A 17433-nucleotide genomic window follows, 5' to 3' on the forward strand; every position below is an offset into this window, starting at 1 on the left:
TTAGGCGCGCCTAGATACACAATGTGGCAAAACCGCACTAATCTGGCATGACTATGGGTACTCAGGGTGCAGAGCACTATTTCAGTTCACAACCGTCAACGCCGATGAAACGCCGGCCGCTCAGTGTGGTTTTGGCCGGTGCGGATCGCCAGCTGCAGACAGCAGGGGGCATCTTCAGCCCGGACGGGGTCGACAAGGGCACCACCATCCTGCTCTCGGAGGCGCCGCCGCCGGCCACCAAGGGCAATTTGCTGGACATCGGCTGCGGCTGGGGGCCCATTGCCCTGAGTCTGGCCCTGCGCTCCCCCGCGGCAACCGTGTACGCCGTGGACGTCAACGAGCGCTCCATTGAGCTGACCCGGGACAATGCCGCGGCGCTGGGACTGGACAACGTTCATGCGGCGACCCCGGAGGATGTTGATCCCGGGATTCGCTTCAACACCATCTGGTCCAACCCGCCGATCCGGGTGGGCAAGTCGGAGCTGCATTCCATCCTGCTCATGTGGCTGCCCCGCCTCGCCCACAACGGCAACGCCTACCTGGTGGTTCAAAAAAACCTTGGTTCGGACTCCCTGCAGCGCTGGTTGGCTGCCGCGCTCGACGAGCAGTTCCCGGAGGCCGGGTTCACCGTTGTCCGCGACTCCACGAACAAGGCGTTCAGGATTCTCAAGGTCACCCGCACCAACCCCTAAGCACGACGGCGGCACCCCCACAATCCGGCGTGCCGGCATCCTGCGTCCCAGTCGTCTGAGTGCAGCCAACCTCAGTGCAGGCGCCTCAGTGCAGGCGCCTCAGTGCAGGCGCCTCTGTGCGGACGGCCAGCGCGGACGGCCGGGGCTAAACCAGCCCCTCGGCAACCACGCCGTCGGCAACGATCTCGGCCGGGCCGCTGAGCTCAACGTGCTCGCGTCCGTCGGGGCCGGTGAAGAAACGCACCCCGACCACGCCGCCGGGGACGGCCACGGCCCAGTCGTCGGGAGCGTCGCTGCCGGCCCAAAACCGGATTGCGGCAGCTGCTGCACAGGCGCCGGTGCCGCACGACAAGGTCTCCCCCACCCCACGTTCGTGGACGCGCATGCTGATGTGTCCGACGTCGTCCATCACCAGCGGCTCAGCTGGCACGGCAAACTCGACGTTGGTGCCGTGCGGGGGCAGCGGCGTGACCACGGGCGTCGCGGTGAGCTGGGTTCCGGCAAGTTCGGCCAGGTCCGCCAACGCCACAACGGTGTGGGGGTTGCCCATGCTGATGGACAGCGCCGGGCGCTCCACCGACAGCCCGGCCGCGTCGACGAGCGAATCCATGCCCCGCCCGGCGGCTTGATCCGGGAAAATGAAGTCCCAGGGTCCCATGTCCACGCGGTAGCCGCCGGGGGTGCGCGACACCACCTTGACGCCGGCACGGGTGCCAATGGTGAGCGCCTCGCCGGGCTCCAGCGCCACGAGCCCCTGGGCCACGAGGAAGTGCACAAAGACCCGCACACCGTTGCCGCACATTTCCGAGCGCGAGCCGTCGGCATTGCTGTAGTCCATGAACCATTCGGCGCCGGGGTGGTCCGCCAGCAGGGCGACCCCCTCGGGCAGGTGCCGGGAGCGGACGGCCCGGATCAACCCGTCGCCGCCAATGCCGCGGTGCCTGTCACACAGCACGGCTGTCTGCTCGGGGGTCAGTTCGCGCGTGCCGTCGGGATCGGCCACCAGCACAAAGTCGTTGCCGGTGCCGTGGCCCTTGGAGAAGCGCAGGCCTGTCAGTGGTGTTGCTGGTTCAGTCATGGATTAAGACTAGGCCACCAGGGCGGCTGCCGCGGAGCCCAGCCTGGGCTGGGACCAGTCGAGCCACTGCACCCGGGGGTCCGCCCGGAACCAGGTGAGCTGGCGGCGGGCAAACTGGCGGGTGGCGACGATGGTTTCCTCGCTGGCCTGGGCAACCGTGGACTCGCCGTCAATGACCCGCAGGAATTGTTGGTAGCCGAGGGCCTTGTGCGCCGTCCTGCCCTCCCGCAGCCCCTGGGGCATGAGGGCTGCAACTTCGTCGGCCAGCCCCTCCGCCACCATGGTGTGGACCCGTGTTGCCAGCCGTTCGTGAAGTTCGCCGCGGTCCCCGTTGAGGCCAATCTGAACTGTTGGGCTGGCATACTCACGCAAGGGCATGAAGGAGCTGAAAGGGCGGCCGGTCAGCGCATGGACTTCCAGGGCCCGCACGACGCGCTTGCCGTCGTTGATGCGGGCGGCCGACACAGGGTCCACCTCCGCCAGGCGGGCCAGCATCGCGGACAGCCCTTCGCGTTCAAGTTCCGCCTCAAGGGTGGCCCGCACGCTCGGATCGGTACCCGGGAATTCAAGCACGTCCACGGCCGCCCTGACGTAAAGACCGGAACCGCCCACCAGGATGGGCATTTTTCCGCGCGCACGGATGTCGGCAATGGCCGTCCTGGCCAGTTGCTGGAAGGCTGCCACCGTGGTGTCCTCGCGAACCGTCAAAAAATCCATGAGGTGGTGCGGGATGCCGCGGCGTTCGGCGACAGGCAATTTGGCGGTACCAATGTCCATGCCGCGATAAAACTGCATGGAGTCCGCGTTGACGGCCTCGCCGTTGAAACGCTCGGCCAGTTGGAGGGCCAGCTCGGATTTCCCCGATCCTGTGGGCCCGACGATGGCCACCAGCGGCAACTCATGTCCCGAAGTCTCAGGTTCCGAAGCCGCTGCGGGAGTTGCGCTCATGCGGTGCGGACAGGCAGGGACGGCATGCCGAGGCTGACCTTCGGCCGGGTGCCGCCGTCGGACGATCCAGCGGTGGGCACGCCGCACGACTCGGCCTGGGCCAGGTCCCAGGCATCGCCGGCGCGGGAGCGGCGCAGCTGGTACTCAGTTGGGGTGGGGTCCGCAATGAGGTGGAACGAGGCGGCCTCCGTGATGGTGACCGTGACAAGGTCGCCTGGGCGGGGGGCTTCGGCACCCTCGGGGACGCTAAAGTGGACCAGGCGCTGGTCTTGTGAACGGCCGGAGAGCCGGCTCGTTGCGGCGGCCTTGCGTCCGGATTGGGCCGTGACCATGACCTCAACCCTGCTGCCCACCTGCTTGGCGTTCTCCTCGGCGGCGATGCGGTCCTGCAGTGCGGTGAGGCGCAGGAATCGCTCCTGGACCACTTCCTTGGGCAGCTGGTCCGGCAGGTCCGCGGCGGGTGTGCCGGGGCGCTTGGAGTACTGGAACGTGAAGGCGGTGGCAAAGCGGGACTTTTCGACGACGTCGAGCGTGGCCTGGAAGTCTTCCTCGGTCTCGCCGGGGAAGCCGACAATGATGTCGGTGGAGATGGCGGCGTGCGGCATCTGCTCGCGGACCTTGTCCAGGATGCCCAGGAATTTCGCGGAGCGGTAGGAGCGGCGCATGTCCTTGAGGACCTTGTCGGAGCCGGACTGCAGCGGCATGTGCAGCTGGGGCATGACGTTGGGGGTTTCGGCCATGGCGGCGATGACGTCGTCGGTGAAGGCGGCCGGGTGCGGGCTCGTGAAGCGCACGCGCTCCAGGCCCTTGATGTCGCCGCAGGCGCGCAGCAGCTTGCCGAACGCGAGGCGGTCGCCGAACTCAACGCCGTAGGAGTTCACGTTCTGGCCCAGCAGGGTCACCTCGATGGCGCCGTCGTCCACGAGTGCCTGGATCTCGGCCAGGATCTCGCCGGGGCGGCGGTCGCGTTCCTTGCCGCGCAGAGCGGGCACGATGCAGAAAGTGCAGGTGTTGTTGCAACCCACGGAGATGCTGACCCAGCCGGAGTAAACGGCGTCACGCTTGGTGGGCAGCGTGGACGGGAACACGTCCAGGGATTCCAGGATTTCCATCTGTGCGTCGGCGTTGTGGCGGGCGCGTTCCAGCAGGACCGGCAGGGCGCCCACGTTGTGGGTGCCAAAGACGACGTCGACCCAGGGTGCGCGCTTTTGGATGGTGTCGCGGTCCTTTTGCGCCAGGCAGCCGCCCACCGCGATCTGCATGCCGGGGTTGCTCTCCTTGACGTGGGCGAGCATGCCCAGGTTGCCGTACAGCTTGTTGTCGGCGTTCTCGCGGACGGCGCAGGTGTTGAAAACAACGACGTCGGCGCTGGGGCCCACGGGCTGGCCGTGCCCGTCGAGCTCACCTGTGGCATTGGAATCATCGAAGGCGACCATGCCTGAGGTTTCCAGGAGCCCGGCCATGCGTTCGGAATCATGGACGTTCATCTGGCAGCCGTAAGTGCGCACCTGGTAGGTGCGGGGACGGCTGGCGGGGCTGGTTGCGGTCGCGGAAGAATCAACGCTGTCTTGGATCAGGCTCACCCCTCCAGCTTAAGACCTTTCGCCAAGTTTCAGCTAAACGACCTGTGCCGGGAGCCGTGAACTACTGCGCACAGGTCCCTGGTTGTGGTGCGTGGAAGCGCTCATGCGCTGACGTGCGCGCGGGTGGCGCGTGGACGTTCAGCTCCTCCCAGCGGTTCAGGGCTTTAATACCAACCGATGGAGTCCGAGTGGTCCAGGGCCCCACAGGGTGAGCCGTAGCGGTCCTGAATGTATCCCAGTCCCCAGTCAACCTGGGTGCGGTAATTCGTGAGCCAGTCGGACCCGGTGACGGCATACTGGCTCGGCGGAAGGGCCTGGGCAATCCCATAGGCCCCACTGATGGGGTTCGTGGCATTGGTGCGCCAATTTGATTCACGCTCCCACAACTGGACCAGGCATTGGAACTGGTCCTGCGCCCAGCCATGTCCGGCCAGCCGCGTCGAAGCGTAAGCCTGAGCCCCTGCCGGATCGTTGACTGCCCCGCCGGGAATGTTCGGCAGCAGCACGTCAACCGGGATGTAACCGTCATCCGGATCCGGATCCACGGGGGCTGCCGGCGCCACCGGATTTGGTGCCGGTGCGGGTTCCGGGTTGGGGGCAGGGTTCTCCACGGGATTCGGGTCCGGGTTGGCGGCTGGCTGCTGGGGTGCCGGCTTCTGCCGTTCAGCCTCGACACGCTGGCGCTCCGCCTCGGCCCGGCGGGCAGCCTCGTCCGCCGCAGCCTGACGCTTGGCTTCCTGCGCCTCGTAGTAGGCAGCAACGGCCAGCTGCCCTTCGCGGTACTCCTGTTCCTTGGCGACCGACGTGTTGTTCAGCGAGGCCAGCTGCGCGACCAAAGTGGTGCTCTGTGTTTCTTTTGCTTCGAGTTGGTCGGTCACGGCAGTCTGGGCGGCAACGGCTGCGTCGCGGGACCTGGCCGCCGCCGCCGTGAGCTCCTTTTGGGCCGACTCGGCGCTCTTGCGCGTCTTTTCAAGCGCGCTTGCCGCTGCCTGGGTCTCATTGGCCCTGGCCTGTTTGATGGCGGCCCGCTCACCGACTTGGTGGAGCATGTCAACACCGTTGAGGCTTTCTGGTGATTCCAGTGCGGAGATCGTGGCGAAGAGTCCCAGCCCGGCCCCGCCGCTTTTGTAGCTTTGCACGGCAACGGCGACGGCATCTTTTTTGTACTTCTCGGCTTGATCAGCCGCACGCGCGGCCTGGGCGGCCAGGACGCCGACCTCGGCGGTGGCAGCATCCAGTTGGCGCTGCGTCAGGGCGAAATCGGCTCCGGCCTTGACGGCTGCAGTGCCCAGCACCCCTGATTCAGCTTCCAGTGACTCCAGCATTTTTGACACCTTGGTGACTTCCACGGCCGTGGCGGCTGCATTGCCTTTGGCTTGTTCAACGTCGGTCCAGCTGGGGAACCCCGACGGCGGGACGTCCTCGGCCTGGGCCGGCCCGGCCGTGGCGGTGGAGGCAAGCAAAAAACAGGCCGCCACTGAGACGGCAAGCAGACGGCGTAGTTTTGGCTGGTGCTTACTCATATGCCGCTAGCATAGCTGCTTCACCACAGTTGCCGCCGAAATGCTTCACCCGTTGGCCGCGCCTTGGCATGGAACCTGCCTTGGGGCAGCGCCGGAAAGCACCCGACGTCGGCAGGCGCGGGGCGCCTAGTCTTGCTGTCGGCTCTCGTCGATGACCTCGCCAACGATCTGGAAGGCCAGGGATGGGTTGAATCCCTTTCTGGCCAGCATCGCCACCCAGCGGCGGGTGTATTTGTCCCGCTCCGCAGCCTCGCCCAGGTCCATGGACGGCCGGACCTTGCGGCGGACAAGCTCGATGGCCTGCCCGCGCTCGGTGTCGTCATCAATTTGCTCCAGGGCTTCCTGGGCCAGGTCCGGGGCGATGCCCTTCTCCGCCAGCTCACGTTGCAGGGCTCCCCTGGCCAGTGACTTGTGCATCGACCGGCTGCGCACCCACATGTGGGCAAATTCGGCGTCGTCAATGAGGTTTACGGCTTCAAAGCGGTCAAGCACCGCCTCGGCCACATCCTCAGGGATGTGGCGTTCGGCAAGCTTTTGGCTGAGCTGGAACCTGCTTTTTGGCGAGTGCGTCAGCTGACGCAGCACAATGGCCCTGGCCACCGACGCCGGGTTGGCGTCAGGGTCCAGTTCCGGTGCCGGACGCGCGTTGTTCATGGGGTGCCCTAGAAACCGTCAACTGCCTTGAGCTTGGGTTCAGCTTCAGCCTCAGTTTCAGCAATGACGCCAACACCCAGTTTTGCCTTGATGAGGCGCTCCAGTTCATCGGCCAGCTCCGGGTTGTCCTTCAGGAACCGGCGGGAGTTCTCCATGCCCTGGCCCAACTGGTCCCCGTCATAGGTGTACCAGGAACCGGACTTGCGGACGATGCCGTGCTCGACACCCATGTCGATGATTCCGCCTTCACGCGAGATCCCCACACCATAGATGATGTCGAATTCGGCGATTTTGAACGGCGGGGCCATCTTGTTCTTGACAACCTTGGCCTTGGTGCGGTTGCCGACAGCGTCGGCCCCTTCCTTCAAGGTCTGGATGCGGCGGACGTCGATGCGGATGGAGGCATAAAATTTCAAGGCCTTGCCACCGGTGGTCGTTTCGGGGCTGCCGAAGAACACACCGATTTTTTCACGCAGCTGGTTGATGAAGATTGCCGTCGTCTTCGTCTGGCTCAGGCGTCCCGTGATCTTGCGCAGGGCCTGGCTCATGAGGCGGGCCTGAAGGCCGACGTGGCTGTCGCCCATGTCGCCCTCAATTTCGGCCCGGGGCACCAGCGCGGCGACGGAGTCAATGACAATGACGTCCAGGGAGCCCGAGCCAATCAACATGTCCATGATTTCAAGGGCCTGCTCACCGGTATCCGGCTGGGAAACCAGGAGCGCGTCGGTGTCAACGCCCAACTTCGCGGCGTAGTCAGGATCCAGCGCGTGCTCGGCATCGATGAACGCGGCAATGCCGCCAAGCTTCTGCGCACTGGCAACTGCGTGCAGGGCCAGTGTGGTCTTACCGGAGGACTCCGGTCCGTAAATCTCCACGACGCGCCCGCGCGGCAGGCCGCCTATGCCCAGGGCCACGTCCAAGGCGATGGACCCTGTGGGGATCACTTCAATGGGCGCGCGGACATCGTCACCCAGGCGCATGACTGAGCCCTTGCCGTACTGCTTGTCAATCTGGGCCAGTGCTGCTGCCAGCGCTTTTTCACGGTCTGCGGGAGCGGCCATGATTCACCTCGGTCTTTCCTTTGCGCCGTTTCCGGCCCCGGGCGGCTGCGCTGGTGGCGCAACATCCGGTTAGTGGTCTAATGCATTGCTCGTGCAATATCTTCTTCTTGACCGGTTTCCCGGCTTCCTGCTGATGGAGCGGGCCTGCAGGTTTCCCTCGTCACTTAAAACGCTAGTTCAAGGGTCTGACATTGTCTGCGGCCACCACGCCCCAACCCGGAAATTGTGGAGAACTTTCTGGCTCCCCACGGCGCAGCACACTGTTCACTATAGTTCTGATCGAATAGATATTCGAACATCTTGCGTATATTTGACGGCGTGTCGTTGGGGCACAGGGCCAGCCTTACAATTCCGGACTGGCCTGTCTAATTCTTGGGGGCAATGTCCCTGCCAAGCCAGCGCGACGGCGGCACATCCTGGATCTTGCACACCTCGAGCCAGATGTCCCGTGGCTCAAAGCCGGCACTCAGGGCGTCGCTTGCGGTGTTTCCGCCAACGCCGCTGAGCACCAGGTCGCGGGCCAGCACCCGGGAATAGGAGGGGCTGAACTCATCGTCCATCAATCGCCAAAATTCGCTTACTCGCACTCATCCATTCTCGCATGCCCACGAGCGGGGCGAATCGCCCGGTGGCGGGCGAGTCACGAGCCCGTCTGACGCTTAGAATTGCACCATGACTCCCGTATCCGCTCAGCAGGTGGCTGCAAACGCGGCTAAACTTGCGGCCTTGAACGACCTTGACACACAGTTGAGCCTGCTGTGGCGCCGCGCCCGCGCCATCAACTTTCAACTCGCCAGGAGCGTCCATCCAGACCTGGAACCGGCGGCTTATGGGCTGCTGTCGGTGCTGCTCAACCAGGGCGGGATGCGTTTGACCGAGCTTGCCAGCCGGGTTGGCGTGGGCAAGCCCTCGGTCAGCCGGCAGATCAGCCTGTTGGCAAGCCTTGGCTTGGTGGGCAAGGAGATCGACCCGGCGGACCGGCGTGCCCAGCTCATTGAGCTGACGCCGGCCGGCCGGGAAAAGATGGTCTCGCTGAATGCCGGCAGGCAGGCGGCCTTCAACGCGAGGTTGCACAATTGGGATAAGGACGAAGTGGCATCCCTGGCCGTGCTGGTGGCCAAGCTCAACGCCGCCTACATCCGGTAACCGGCCAGGCAGTCGGGGCAATCAGGCAGCCGGGGCAGCCAGACATGGCCGGCCGGGTGCGCATGACAACATCGCCCCCTCAGCCCAAAAAAACTGGACCCCGCCCGAAGGAGGGGTCCAGTCTGGTTTAGGGGGTGGCCCGCATGGCGGGACAACCTGGCTTAGAAAGCGCTGGACATCAAGCCCTTGCTCAGTTCGTCGGAGAGTTCCTCGTTCAGGTCCCTGCCGTAACGGGCGGAGAATTCCTGGGGAACGGTGTCCGGGACGGCCACGCCTTCGGCCATGGCCAAACGATCACTCACTTCACGCAGCATGAGTGACAGCGGCACTTCCAGTGCGGAACAAATTGAGGCCAGCAGTTCCGAGGACGCTTCCTTTTGTCCACGTTCAACTTCACTCAAATAGCCCAGTGAGACACGTGCATTGTGCGAGACTTCGCGGAGTGTGCGGCCCTGGCGTTGACGCACATCTCGCAGAACATCACCAATCTCGTGGCGTAATACCACCATTTTGCGCTCCTTCTGCTGATGCGGTTTCTCGTCTGCCAAACCCACATCCCGCCAGCGCACTACGCCGTTTACGGATACGGGTTGTTTCACCATCGGTATCGCCTTACTCCTAGATCAATCATTCACTTTGGGTGCGCCTTCCGGAGATTGCCGGAGGGCGCTGTGCCCGCTTGATGTTCCCATCCTAAAGGGGATGGAACCATTTTGCGTTCACTATGACTAACTATCCGGTCACAACTTTTGTTCCCCGGCCGCTTTAATGACTTGTTCAAGCAGTGAAATGGCCTCCTGCGTTGCCTGCACCCGGATCATTTCCCGGTCGCCGCCAAAATGGTATTCGTAGGATTGGGTTTCCCCATCCAACGCCACCCCAATGTACACATGGCCGACGTCCTTGCCCTGGTGCGGCTCCGGCCCGGCCACGCCCGTGGTTGAGATGCCCACGCGTGAACCGGCGGCTGAGCAGGCTCCCAGTGCCATGGCTGCGGCGACTTCCGGGTCGACCGCCCCGCGGCTTTCCAGCAGCGCCGGTGAAACGCCAAGGAGCCGTTCCTTGAGTTCGTTTTGGTAGGCAATGACTCCACCTTGGAACATGCCTGAGGCGCCGGGCACCTGGATCAGCGTGGCCGCCACCATGCCGCCGGTCAGCGACTCGGCGGTGGCAACGGTGATATTTGCCGCCACGGCAGAGGCGACCAGCGCGGCCAGTCCTGTCTCGGTCAGCATCCGCTATCCCTCTTCCGTGGGGTTGCCGGCAGCGGTCGTGCCGGGGCCGGGATCGGTGCCGGGACCCTGGCGGGCGTTGCGGCCGGCAGCGCGCAGCTGCCATGCCTTCACCAGGTAGTCACCGCCGGTCACCACCGTCACTGCCAGTGCGGCAAGCATGACCACCAGCGCAATAATGGAGAGCCAGGGATTGGCAGGGGTCACCGGCAGCAGATACACAAAGATCGCCACCGTCTGCATGACCGTCTTGAGCTTGCCACCCTTGGATGCGGCCATCACCCCGTAGCGGATCACGACAAAACGCAGCAAGGTGATGCCAATTTCACGCACGAGCATCACAATGGTGACCCACCACCACAGCTCCCCAACAGCCGAGAGCATGACGAGTGCCGAACCTATCAGCAGCTTGTCGGCAATGGGGTCCGCGATCTTGCCAAAGCTGGTGATGAGCCCGCGCGCCCTGGCGATGTCGCCGTCGAGCTTGTCGGTGTAAATGGCGACGACGAACAACACCACCGCCAGCCAGCGCAGCGGACCGTAGGCACCGCCGTCGGCCACGAACGTCCAGATAAAGAATGGCACCAGCACAATGCGCAACATCGTCAAGGCGTTGGGCAGGTTCCAATTCGAAGGGCGCGGCGCCACCGTTTCACTCACGGTACAAGGCTATCGGCAATCGGGGCCGGCCGACGATTTCCCGCCGCGCGGCTTCGCGCTACCGTCCTGTCAATGACCATGCGTCGTCGCCGTCCCCGTCGTCGCCATCGTCACCGTCGTTGTACTCGACGGCCTGCGGACGGTTGGCCAGGTCATCGGCCACGAGGTCCCCGCCCCAGCCGTGGTTGGCGTTGGCGTTCTCGGCAAGTGCCGCTGTCATGGGATCCGTGGGCGCAATGGGGGCACTGCCAGGTTCGACGGCGGCACCTCCGTCTCCTGTTTCGTCGCCACGGATGGCGGCGAGGGTTTCGGCGAGGTCGTCCGGCTTGACCATGACGTCGCGGGCCTTGGAACCTTCAGAGGGCCCCACCACGCCGCGGGATTCCAGCAGGTCCATGAGCCGCCCGGCCTTGGCGAAGCCGACGCGCAACTTGCGCTGCAGCATCGAGGTGGATCCGAACTGTGTTGTCACCACCAGTTCGGTGGCCTGCAGCAGCACGTCCATGTCGTCACCAATGTCGTCCTCGATGACCTTCTTGGGCGCCTCGGTGGCCACATCTTCTCGATAGGTGGCCTTCAGCTGGCCCTTGACGTGGTCAACGACGGCCTTGATTTCAGCTTCGGTGACCCAGGCACCCTGCACACGGACGGGTTTGGACTTGCCCATGGGCAGGAACAATGCGTCACCCTGGCCGAGCAGCTTCTCTGCGCCCGGCTGGTCGAGCACAACGCGCGAGTCGGTCACCGAGGAGGTGGCAAACGCCATGCGGGAAGGCACGTTGGCCTTGATCAGGCCCGTCACCACATCCACGGACGGGCGCTGGGTGGCCAGCACCAGGTGGATGCCGGCGGCACGGGCCAGCTGGGTGATGCGAACAATGGAATCTTCCACGTCGCGCGGGGCGACCATCATGAGGTCGGCAAGCTCGTCCACGATCACCAGCAGGTACGGGTAGGGCTTGACGATGCGCTTGGAGTCAACCGGCGGGTGCACATTGCCGGCCTTGACGGCCTTGTTGAACTCGTCGATGTGCTTGAAGCCAAAGTTGGCCAGGTCGTCGTAGCGGGTGTCCATTTCCCGCACCACCCACTGCAGCGCCTCGGCGGCCTTCTTGGGGTTGGTGATGATGGGCGTGATCAGGTGCGGCACGCCCTCGTAGGCTGTCAACTCCACACGTTTGGGGTCAACCATGACCATGCGCACCTCGTCCGGGGTGGCCCGCATGAGGATGGAGACGATCATGGAGTTCACGAACGAGGACTTGCCGGCACCCGTGGCGCCAGCCACCAGAAGGTGGGGCATCTTGGCCAGGTTGGCGACAACGAAGCCGCCCTCAACGTCCTTGCCGACACCCATGACCATGGGGTGTTCGGTCCGCCGGGCGTTGGCGGAGCGCAGCACATCGCCGAGCACCACGATTTCCTTGTCGGCGTTGGGAATCTCAATGCCGATGGCGCTCTTGCCGGGAATGGGGCTCAGGATGCGCACATCCGAGGAGGCCACGGCGTAGGAAATGTTCTTGCTCAGCGCGGTGACCCGCTCCACCTTGGTGCCCGGGGCGAGCTCAATCTCGTACCTGGTCACGGTGGGGCCGCGGCTGAATCCGGTGACCTTCGCGTCCACGTTGAACTGCTGCATGGTGTCGGTCAGGGCGGCCACGACGGTGTCGTTGGCGGCCGTCGCGTCCTTGCCTGGCGGCCCTGCCGGCAGGTATTCGGAATCCGGCAGCGTGTACGTGACGTCGCCGGAGAGCTGGAGCTGCTCCGAGCGGGCCGGGATTGGCGCCGGCGGGATCAACGGCGGGGCCGGAATGGTGTGCGCCACTGCGGCGTCGACGTCGTAGGCGCCCGTGGCGGCATTCCCCACGGTGCTCCGGGCGGCGTTGGCGGCCACAACACCGATCGCCTCGGTGACAGGCTCGGTGTCCTGCTGGCCGTCAAAGACATCGCTGCTGGTGGGCAGTCCCTGCCTGGCCTTGATCTTGTCCGCCGCCAGCTCGTCCCTGGTCGGCCTGCGGACCCCGGGCCGCACGGATGCCGCGCCCGACGCCGAAACCTGGCTTTCGTCGTCGTCCGAGTCTATGAGCGGGGTGGCGAAGGCTTCCGTCCCCACCACGTCCTCATACTCTTCTTCGCGTGCTGCCTTTTGGCGGGAGCGAAGGCTGCGCGGCTTCTTCGCTTTCCCGTCGTCGTCGTACAGGTAGCTCTGGTCGTGGCCGTCGCCGTCCAACTCAGGGGAAGTACTGGGGGCGGTGCCCATCAACTTTTCATACACGCCCCGCAGGCGGGCGGGAATGTGCCGCACGGGGGTGTTGGTCAGGACGAGCACGCTGGCGAAGGCGACGATGGAGTAAAAGATGATGGCGGTGATGTGTCCCAAATAAGCCACGCTGCCGCCGGCCACCACGCCCACCATGCCGCCGGCGGCGCTGATGCCGTCGAAGCCGTCGGCGACGCTGGGGTTGCCGCCCGCGACGTGGGCGAGGGCGCAGCCGGCCAGGGTCAGGATGGAGAAGCCCAGGGCGACCCGGTTGTTGGTTGGCATGTTGCTTGGCTGCCTGAACACCAGCACGGAGAAAATCAAGAACATCGGCGGCAGCAGCACGGCAAACCAGCCAAAGGTGCCCTGCACGACTCCCTGCACGGCATCGGCAACCGGCCCCGTCAGGCCCCACCATTCAAAGGTGGCAATGATGACGGCCAGCAAAATGAACAACAGGCCGGAGCCGTCGCGGCGTTCGTGGGCGGGGATGTCGCTCTTGTCGGTGCCCATGCGGCGGATGGCGCCGCCGATCAGGTGGCCCAGGCCCTGCCAGAAGCCAACCACGATGCGCACAGGCCACACCAAATGCACCTCCGGCTCGGGAGCGGAAGGTTTGCTGCGTGTCGCCGGCGTCTTTGTGGTCTTCGCGGTGCGCGATGAAGCGCCACCCTTCTGACCGGCGGACGAACGGGCGGGGGAAGAACGAGTCGCCATGGTTCAACGGTACCGCCCGCGGCGCGGAATCTTGCGAATTTCGGCGCTGAATGACGCGTGGTGGCAGGCACACGGGTCCCGCTGCGAGCCTGCGAGCAGTGGGAGCCGGACGGGCACGGCTGGCAGGCAGACGGGCCACGGAGCGGGGATGGATTCCCGCAGGCCGCCCGCGGCCGAGGAAATCTTACTGCCCGCGAGTGGCCCGTCCGCCTGTGGGAGCCGGTGGGTGGGCCCACGCGCCCGAGGGCCCCGCAGCGAGCTTGCGAGCTGTGGGAGGGCGTGGGGACTAAGCCTCGAGAACCACGGGAATGATCATGGGCCGGCGGCGCAGCTTGCGGTTGACCCACGTGCCGATCACGCGGCGCACGACCTGCTGAAGCTGGTGGGTTGTGTGCTCGGTGCTGGCCATGACGGCTTCTTCAAGGGCGGCGGCGATTTTGGGCTTGATGTCGTCAAAGACGGAGTCGTCCTCGGCAACGCCGCGGGCGTGGATGTCCGGGCCCGAAACAATCTTGCCGGTGGTGCGGTTGACGACGGTGATGATGGAGATGAAGCCTTCATCACCGAGCACCCGGCGGTCCTTGAGGTCGGCGTCGGTGATCTCACCAACGCTGTGGCCGTCAACGTAGACAAAGCCGCACTCGACCTGGCCGGTGATCCTGGCGACGCCGTCCTTGAGGTCGATGACGGAGCCGTCGTCGGTCAGCAGAACGTTCTCGGCCGGGACGCCGGAGGAGATGGCGATGTTGGCGTTGGCGATCAGGTGGCGGGTCTCACCATGCACGGGCATGACGTTTTTGGGTGTGAGGATGTTGTAGCAGTAGAGCAGCTCGCCTGCGGCCGCGTGGCCTGAGACGTGGACCTTGGCCGTGCCCTTGTGGATCACGTCGGCACCGAGTTTGAGCAGGCCGTTGATGATCCGGAACACGGCGTTTTCATTGCCCGGGATCAGTGAGGACGCAAGAATGACGGTGTCCCCCTTGCCAACGGCAATCTTGTGGTCGCCGTTGGCCATGCGCGAGAGCGCGGCCATGGGCTCCCCCTGTGAACCGGTGGACATCAGCACGACCTTGTTGTCGGGCAGGTTGTCCACGTTTTTCAGGTCCACCAGGACGTCGGCCGGCACATGCAGGTAGCCGAGCTTGGCGGCGATGGCCATGTTGCGGACCATGGACCGGCCGACAAAGGCGACCTTGCGGTCGTGCAGCACGGCTGCGTTGAGGACCTGTTGGACACGGTGGACGTGGGAGGAGAAGCTGGCCACGATGATCCGCTTGTCGGCCTTGCCGAACAGGGCTTCAAGCGTTGGCCCGATTTCGGCTTCGCTGGTGGTGAACCCCGGCACGTCTGCGTTGGTTGAGTCAACCAGGAACAGGTCAACGCCTTCCTCGCCCAGCCGGGCAAAGTGCCGCAGGTCGGTGATGCGCCCGTCAAGGGGCAGCTGGTCCATCTTGAAGTCGCCGGTGTGCAGGACCGTGCCACCCTCGGTGCGGATGAACACCGCAAGTGCGTCGGGGATGGAGTGGTTCACGGCTACAAACTCGCACTGGAACGGGCCCAGCTGCTCAACCTGGCCCTCCTTGACCGTCAGCGTCCAGGGCTTGATGCGGTGCTCGGTCAGCTTCGCCTCGATGAATGCCAGCGTCAACTGCGAACCAATCAAGGGAATGTCGTTGCGCAGGCGCAGCAGGTAGGGAACGGCACCAATGTGGTCCTCGTGGCCGTGCGTGAGCACCACGCCGACGACGTCGTCGAGCCGGTCCTTGATGTAGGAAAAATCGGGCAGGATCACGTCGACGCCGGGCTGGTCCTCTTCGGGGAACAGCACGCCGCAGTCAACGATGAGCAGCTTGCCGTTCATCTCAAAGACCGTCATGTTGCGGCCGATCTCACCAATGCCGCCCAGAGGCACAACGCGCAGCGTTCCCTTGGCCAGTTCCGGCGGGGTCCGCAGCCCGGGTTCGGTCATTTGGGTCATGGCTACACTTCCATTCCAGCTTCCGCAAGGTCAGCCTTGATCATGGCGATCTCGGCCTCGCCAGGCTCCACGAGGGGCAGCCGGACGACCGAGTTGGACAGGATTCCCTGCCACTTGAGAATTTGTTTGATCGCGACGGCGCCCTGCACGTGCCCCATGGCGGCCCGGATGACCGGGTCCAGTTCAAAGTGGATGCGGCGGGCCGTGACAAAGTCACCGGCAGCGGCGGCATCGATGAGGCCGCGGAACTTTTGTGGCGCAATGTGGGCGCTGACACTGACAAGTCCGACGGCGCCGGCGGCCATCAGCGGCAGCGTCAGTCCGTCGTCGCCCGAGTAGACGTCGAGATCCGTGTTGGCCAGGACGCGGCTGGTTTCGGTGAAGTCGGCCTTGGCGTCCTTCAGTGCCGTGATGCGCGGGTGGTCAGCCAGCTTGATGATGGTTTCGGTGTTGATGGGCACCCCCGCGCGGCCCGGAATGTCGTACAGCATGACGGGCAGTTCGGTGGAGTCTGCGATGGCTTCAAAGTGGGCCTGGATGCCGGCCTGGCTTGGCTTGTTGTAGTACGGGGTGACAAGAAGAAGCCCGTCAATGGCGAGCTTGGCTGCGCGCTGGGACAGGCTGATCGAGTGCCGGGTGTCGTTGGTTCCGGTGCCGGCGATGACCCTTGCACGGCCGCCCACTGCGTCGACGACTGCCTGGAACATGCCAAGGTTTTCTTCATCCGTCAGGGTGGAGGTTTCGCCGGTGGTGCCGGTGACGAGGATGCCGTCGCAGCCGTCGTCGACAAGCTTGTTGGCCAGTTCCCCGGCAGCCTTGTAATCCACTGCCCCATCGGCGGTGAAGGGGGTGACCATGGCGGGCACCAAAGTTCCGAAGGTGCGGGGGGAGATTTCAGAGGCAGACATAGCTAAAACATTAGCGCCAAGTTGGTGAATTCATGCAACGCAGTCCACCAATGGGGTTGCCGGCAGGTTGTGGACGGCCGGGCGAAGGCTGCCGACGGGCGCCTATACTACCCCCATGGACGCTTCCTCCCTGCGCCGGGTGTCAATGGCCGGCGCCATAGTGGCCGCCAGTGTCGCCGTCACGGTGGGCGGTGTTGCCCTCTTGTTCAGGGCCGAAGGGCGTCAGGCGCAGGAACATGTGGGACACCGGCTGGGCGACAGGGGGCCGGACGCCGATGCGGTGTACTGGCCGGAATGGGGCAATCCCGTCCATCTGGTGATTGCCGGCGACTCGGTGGCCGACAGCCTCGGCGCCGCGACCCCCGCCGCCACGGTCGGCGCGATCCTGGCACGCGCCCTGGCCGGGCATGCCCACCGGGCCGTGGAATTGCGCACCATTGCCACCGTTGGGGCGCGGACCGAGGCGGTGCTGGCCCAGCTCGACACCCTGCCTGCCGGATTCATCCCCGACATCACCGTGGTCATTGTGGGCGGCAACGACCTCACCGGACACGTCCCGCTGGCGGAATCAATCATGGCCCTGCAGGAGGTGGTCCAGGAGCTGCAGTCGCTGGGCAGCGCCGTGGTGCTGGGCACCTGCCCGGACTTTGACACCCTGCCGTCCCTGCCGCAGCCGCTGCGTGAATTTGGCGGGCAGATGGCCCGGCGGCTGGCCGCCGCCCAGTTCACCGCCGCAGCGGCGGCAGGGGCCCATCCGGTGCTGCTGGGCCGTGCCGTGCGCCAGATTTTTCTGTCCGACCCCGGCGACATGTTTGCCGTTGACGGCTTCCACCCCTCAAGCCTGGGGTACCGGGCCGCGTCGCTGGCCCTTGCTCCGGCACTGCTTGACGCGTTCGACGCCGGGCACCCCGGCGCTGGCGGTCCGGCCACCGGGGTGCCGCCGCTGCGCCCCGGAACGGACTAGCCTCCGGGGACCCTATCGCAGCAATGGTG

The 17433-nt window shown here is 65.0% G+C and carries 16 protein-coding genes; 3 read left to right on the plus strand and 13 right to left on the minus strand.

The window, feature by feature from the left end:
- Window positions 1-47 precede the first annotated feature (47 nt).
- Entirely contained in the window at window positions 48-692 is a 645-nt protein-coding gene (locus ACT3TS_RS00175; protein ID WP_444529472.1) for a class I SAM-dependent methyltransferase, read from the plus strand.
- A 145-nt stretch (window positions 693-837) separates the two neighbouring features.
- Here the strand turns inward: ACT3TS_RS00175 and dapF are convergent, their stop codons facing one another.
- The 7 genes from dapF to ACT3TS_RS00210 all read right to left on the minus strand — a co-directional run bounded on the left by dapF (window position 838) and on the right by ACT3TS_RS00210 (window position 8126).
- On the minus strand, window positions 838-1770 hold the full coding sequence (gene dapF / locus ACT3TS_RS00180) for a diaminopimelate epimerase (protein WP_444529473.1): 933 nt from the start codon (window positions 1768-1770) through the stop codon (window positions 838-840).
- 9 nt (window positions 1771-1779) lie between these two features.
- The gene (gene miaA, locus ACT3TS_RS00185; protein WP_444529474.1) at window positions 1780-2718 is read right to left on the minus strand and encodes a tRNA (adenosine(37)-N6)-dimethylallyltransferase MiaA; all 939 of its coding nucleotides are present in this window, start codon (window positions 2716-2718) and stop codon (window positions 1780-1782) included.
- Window positions 2715-4205 carry a tRNA (N6-isopentenyl adenosine(37)-C2)-methylthiotransferase MiaB gene (gene miaB / locus ACT3TS_RS00190; RefSeq protein ID WP_444529627.1) on the minus strand — a complete coding sequence of 497 codons (1491 nt, stop codon included), beginning with the start codon at window positions 4203-4205 and terminating at the stop codon, window positions 2715-2717. The genes miaA and miaB overlap by 4 nt, the downstream gene beginning before the upstream one ends.
- 260 nt (window positions 4206-4465) lie before the next feature.
- A complete protein-coding gene (locus ACT3TS_RS00195; protein ID WP_444529475.1) occupies window positions 4466-5824 on the minus strand; it encodes a lytic transglycosylase domain-containing protein in 1359 nt (452 codons plus the stop codon).
- A gap of 126 nt (window positions 5825-5950) precedes the next feature.
- Complete coding sequence (locus ACT3TS_RS00200; RefSeq protein ID WP_444529476.1) at window positions 5951-6478, minus strand: regulatory protein RecX; 528 nt, start codon at window positions 6476-6478, stop codon at window positions 5951-5953.
- Window positions 6479-6486: 8 nt separating this feature from the next.
- Entirely contained in the window at window positions 6487-7539 is a 1053-nt protein-coding gene (gene recA / locus ACT3TS_RS00205; protein ID WP_444529477.1) for a recombinase RecA, read from the minus strand.
- A 365-nt stretch (window positions 7540-7904) separates the two neighbouring features.
- Window positions 7905-8126 carry a DUF3046 domain-containing protein gene (locus tag ACT3TS_RS00210; protein WP_444529478.1) on the minus strand — a complete coding sequence of 74 codons (222 nt, stop codon included), beginning with the start codon at window positions 8124-8126 and terminating at the stop codon, window positions 7905-7907.
- An 85-nt stretch (window positions 8127-8211) separates the two neighbouring features.
- Here ACT3TS_RS00210 and ACT3TS_RS00215 point away from each other — a divergent pair, with 85 nt between their 5' ends.
- Window positions 8212-8685: a MarR family winged helix-turn-helix transcriptional regulator gene (locus tag ACT3TS_RS00215; protein ID WP_444529479.1), complete on the plus strand. Its 474-nt coding sequence runs from the start codon at window positions 8212-8214 to the stop codon at window positions 8683-8685.
- 161 nt (window positions 8686-8846) lie between these two features.
- Here the strand turns inward: ACT3TS_RS00215 and ACT3TS_RS00220 are convergent, their stop codons facing one another.
- From ACT3TS_RS00220 to dapA, 6 genes are all read right to left on the minus strand, one after another.
- Window positions 8847-9287 (minus strand): helix-turn-helix domain-containing protein, encoded by a 441-nt coding sequence (locus ACT3TS_RS00220; protein ID WP_444529480.1) that lies wholly within the window; start codon window positions 9285-9287, stop codon window positions 8847-8849.
- 138 nt (window positions 9288-9425) lie between these two features.
- On the minus strand, window positions 9426-9920 hold the full coding sequence (locus tag ACT3TS_RS00225) for a CinA family protein (RefSeq protein ID WP_444529481.1): 495 nt from the start codon (window positions 9918-9920) through the stop codon (window positions 9426-9428).
- 3 nt (window positions 9921-9923) lie between these two features.
- Window positions 9924-10577 (minus strand): CDP-diacylglycerol--glycerol-3-phosphate 3-phosphatidyltransferase, encoded by a 654-nt coding sequence (gene pgsA / locus ACT3TS_RS00230; protein WP_444529482.1) that lies wholly within the window; start codon window positions 10575-10577, stop codon window positions 9924-9926.
- Window positions 10578-10635: 58 nt separating this feature from the next.
- A complete protein-coding gene (locus ACT3TS_RS00235; RefSeq protein ID WP_444529483.1) occupies window positions 10636-13554 on the minus strand; it encodes a DNA translocase FtsK 4TM domain-containing protein in 2919 nt (972 codons plus the stop codon).
- Window positions 13555-13840: 286 nt separating this feature from the next.
- Window positions 13841-15532 (minus strand): ribonuclease J, encoded by a 1692-nt coding sequence (locus ACT3TS_RS00240; RefSeq protein ID WP_444529484.1) that lies wholly within the window; start codon window positions 15530-15532, stop codon window positions 13841-13843.
- Between the two features lie 2 nt (window positions 15533-15534).
- Entirely contained in the window at window positions 15535-16440 is a 906-nt protein-coding gene (gene dapA / locus ACT3TS_RS00245; protein ID WP_444529485.1) for a 4-hydroxy-tetrahydrodipicolinate synthase, read from the minus strand.
- Window positions 16441-16555: 115 nt separating this feature from the next.
- Between dapA and ACT3TS_RS00250 the strand changes: the two genes are divergently transcribed.
- Window positions 16556-17404, plus strand: coding sequence for an SGNH/GDSL hydrolase family protein (locus ACT3TS_RS00250; protein WP_444529486.1), 849 nt, complete (start codon window positions 16556-16558; stop codon window positions 17402-17404).
- Window positions 17405-17433: the final 29 nt, after the last annotated feature.

Origin of the sequence: Specibacter sp. AOP5-B1-6 (assembly GCF_052376555.1) — a bacterium.
In the GTDB taxonomy this organism is placed as follows: Bacteria; Actinomycetota; Actinomycetes; order Actinomycetales; family Micrococcaceae; genus Specibacter.

Coding starts and splice junctions, on each gene's coding strand:
- ACT3TS_RS00175 (WP_444529472.1), top strand. CDS start 48: ATGACTATGGGTACTCAGGGTGCAGAGCACTATTTCAGTTCACAACCG.
- miaB (WP_444529627.1), bottom strand. CDS start 4,205: ATGAACGTCCATGATTCCGAACGCATGGCCGGGCTCCTGGAAACCTCA.
- recA (WP_444529477.1), bottom strand. CDS start 7,539: ATGGCCGCTCCCGCAGACCGTGAAAAAGCGCTGGCAGCAGCACTGGCC.
- ACT3TS_RS00235 (WP_444529483.1), bottom strand. CDS start 13,554: ATGGCGACTCGTTCTTCCCCCGCCCGTTCGTCCGCCGGTCAGAAGGGT.
- ACT3TS_RS00200 (WP_444529476.1), bottom strand. CDS start 6,478: ATGAACAACGCGCGTCCGGCACCGGAACTGGACCCTGACGCCAACCCG.
- miaA (WP_444529474.1), bottom strand. CDS start 2,718: ATGAGCGCAACTCCCGCAGCGGCTTCGGAACCTGAGACTTCGGGACAT.
- ACT3TS_RS00195 (WP_444529475.1), bottom strand. CDS start 5,824: ATGAGTAAGCACCAGCCAAAACTACGCCGTCTGCTTGCCGTCTCAGTG.
- ACT3TS_RS00240 (WP_444529484.1), bottom strand. CDS start 15,532: ATGACCCAAATGACCGAACCCGGGCTGCGGACCCCGCCGGAACTGGCC.
- ACT3TS_RS00250 (WP_444529486.1), top strand. CDS start 16,556: ATGGACGCTTCCTCCCTGCGCCGGGTGTCAATGGCCGGCGCCATAGTG.
- ACT3TS_RS00215 (WP_444529479.1), top strand. CDS start 8,212: ATGACTCCCGTATCCGCTCAGCAGGTGGCTGCAAACGCGGCTAAACTT.
- ACT3TS_RS00220 (WP_444529480.1), bottom strand. CDS start 9,287: ATGGTGAAACAACCCGTATCCGTAAACGGCGTAGTGCGCTGGCGGGAT.
- dapF (WP_444529473.1), bottom strand. CDS start 1,770: ATGACTGAACCAGCAACACCACTGACAGGCCTGCGCTTCTCCAAGGGC.
- ACT3TS_RS00225 (WP_444529481.1), bottom strand. CDS start 9,920: ATGCTGACCGAGACAGGACTGGCCGCGCTGGTCGCCTCTGCCGTGGCG.
- dapA (WP_444529485.1), bottom strand. CDS start 16,440: ATGTCTGCCTCTGAAATCTCCCCCCGCACCTTCGGAACTTTGGTGCCC.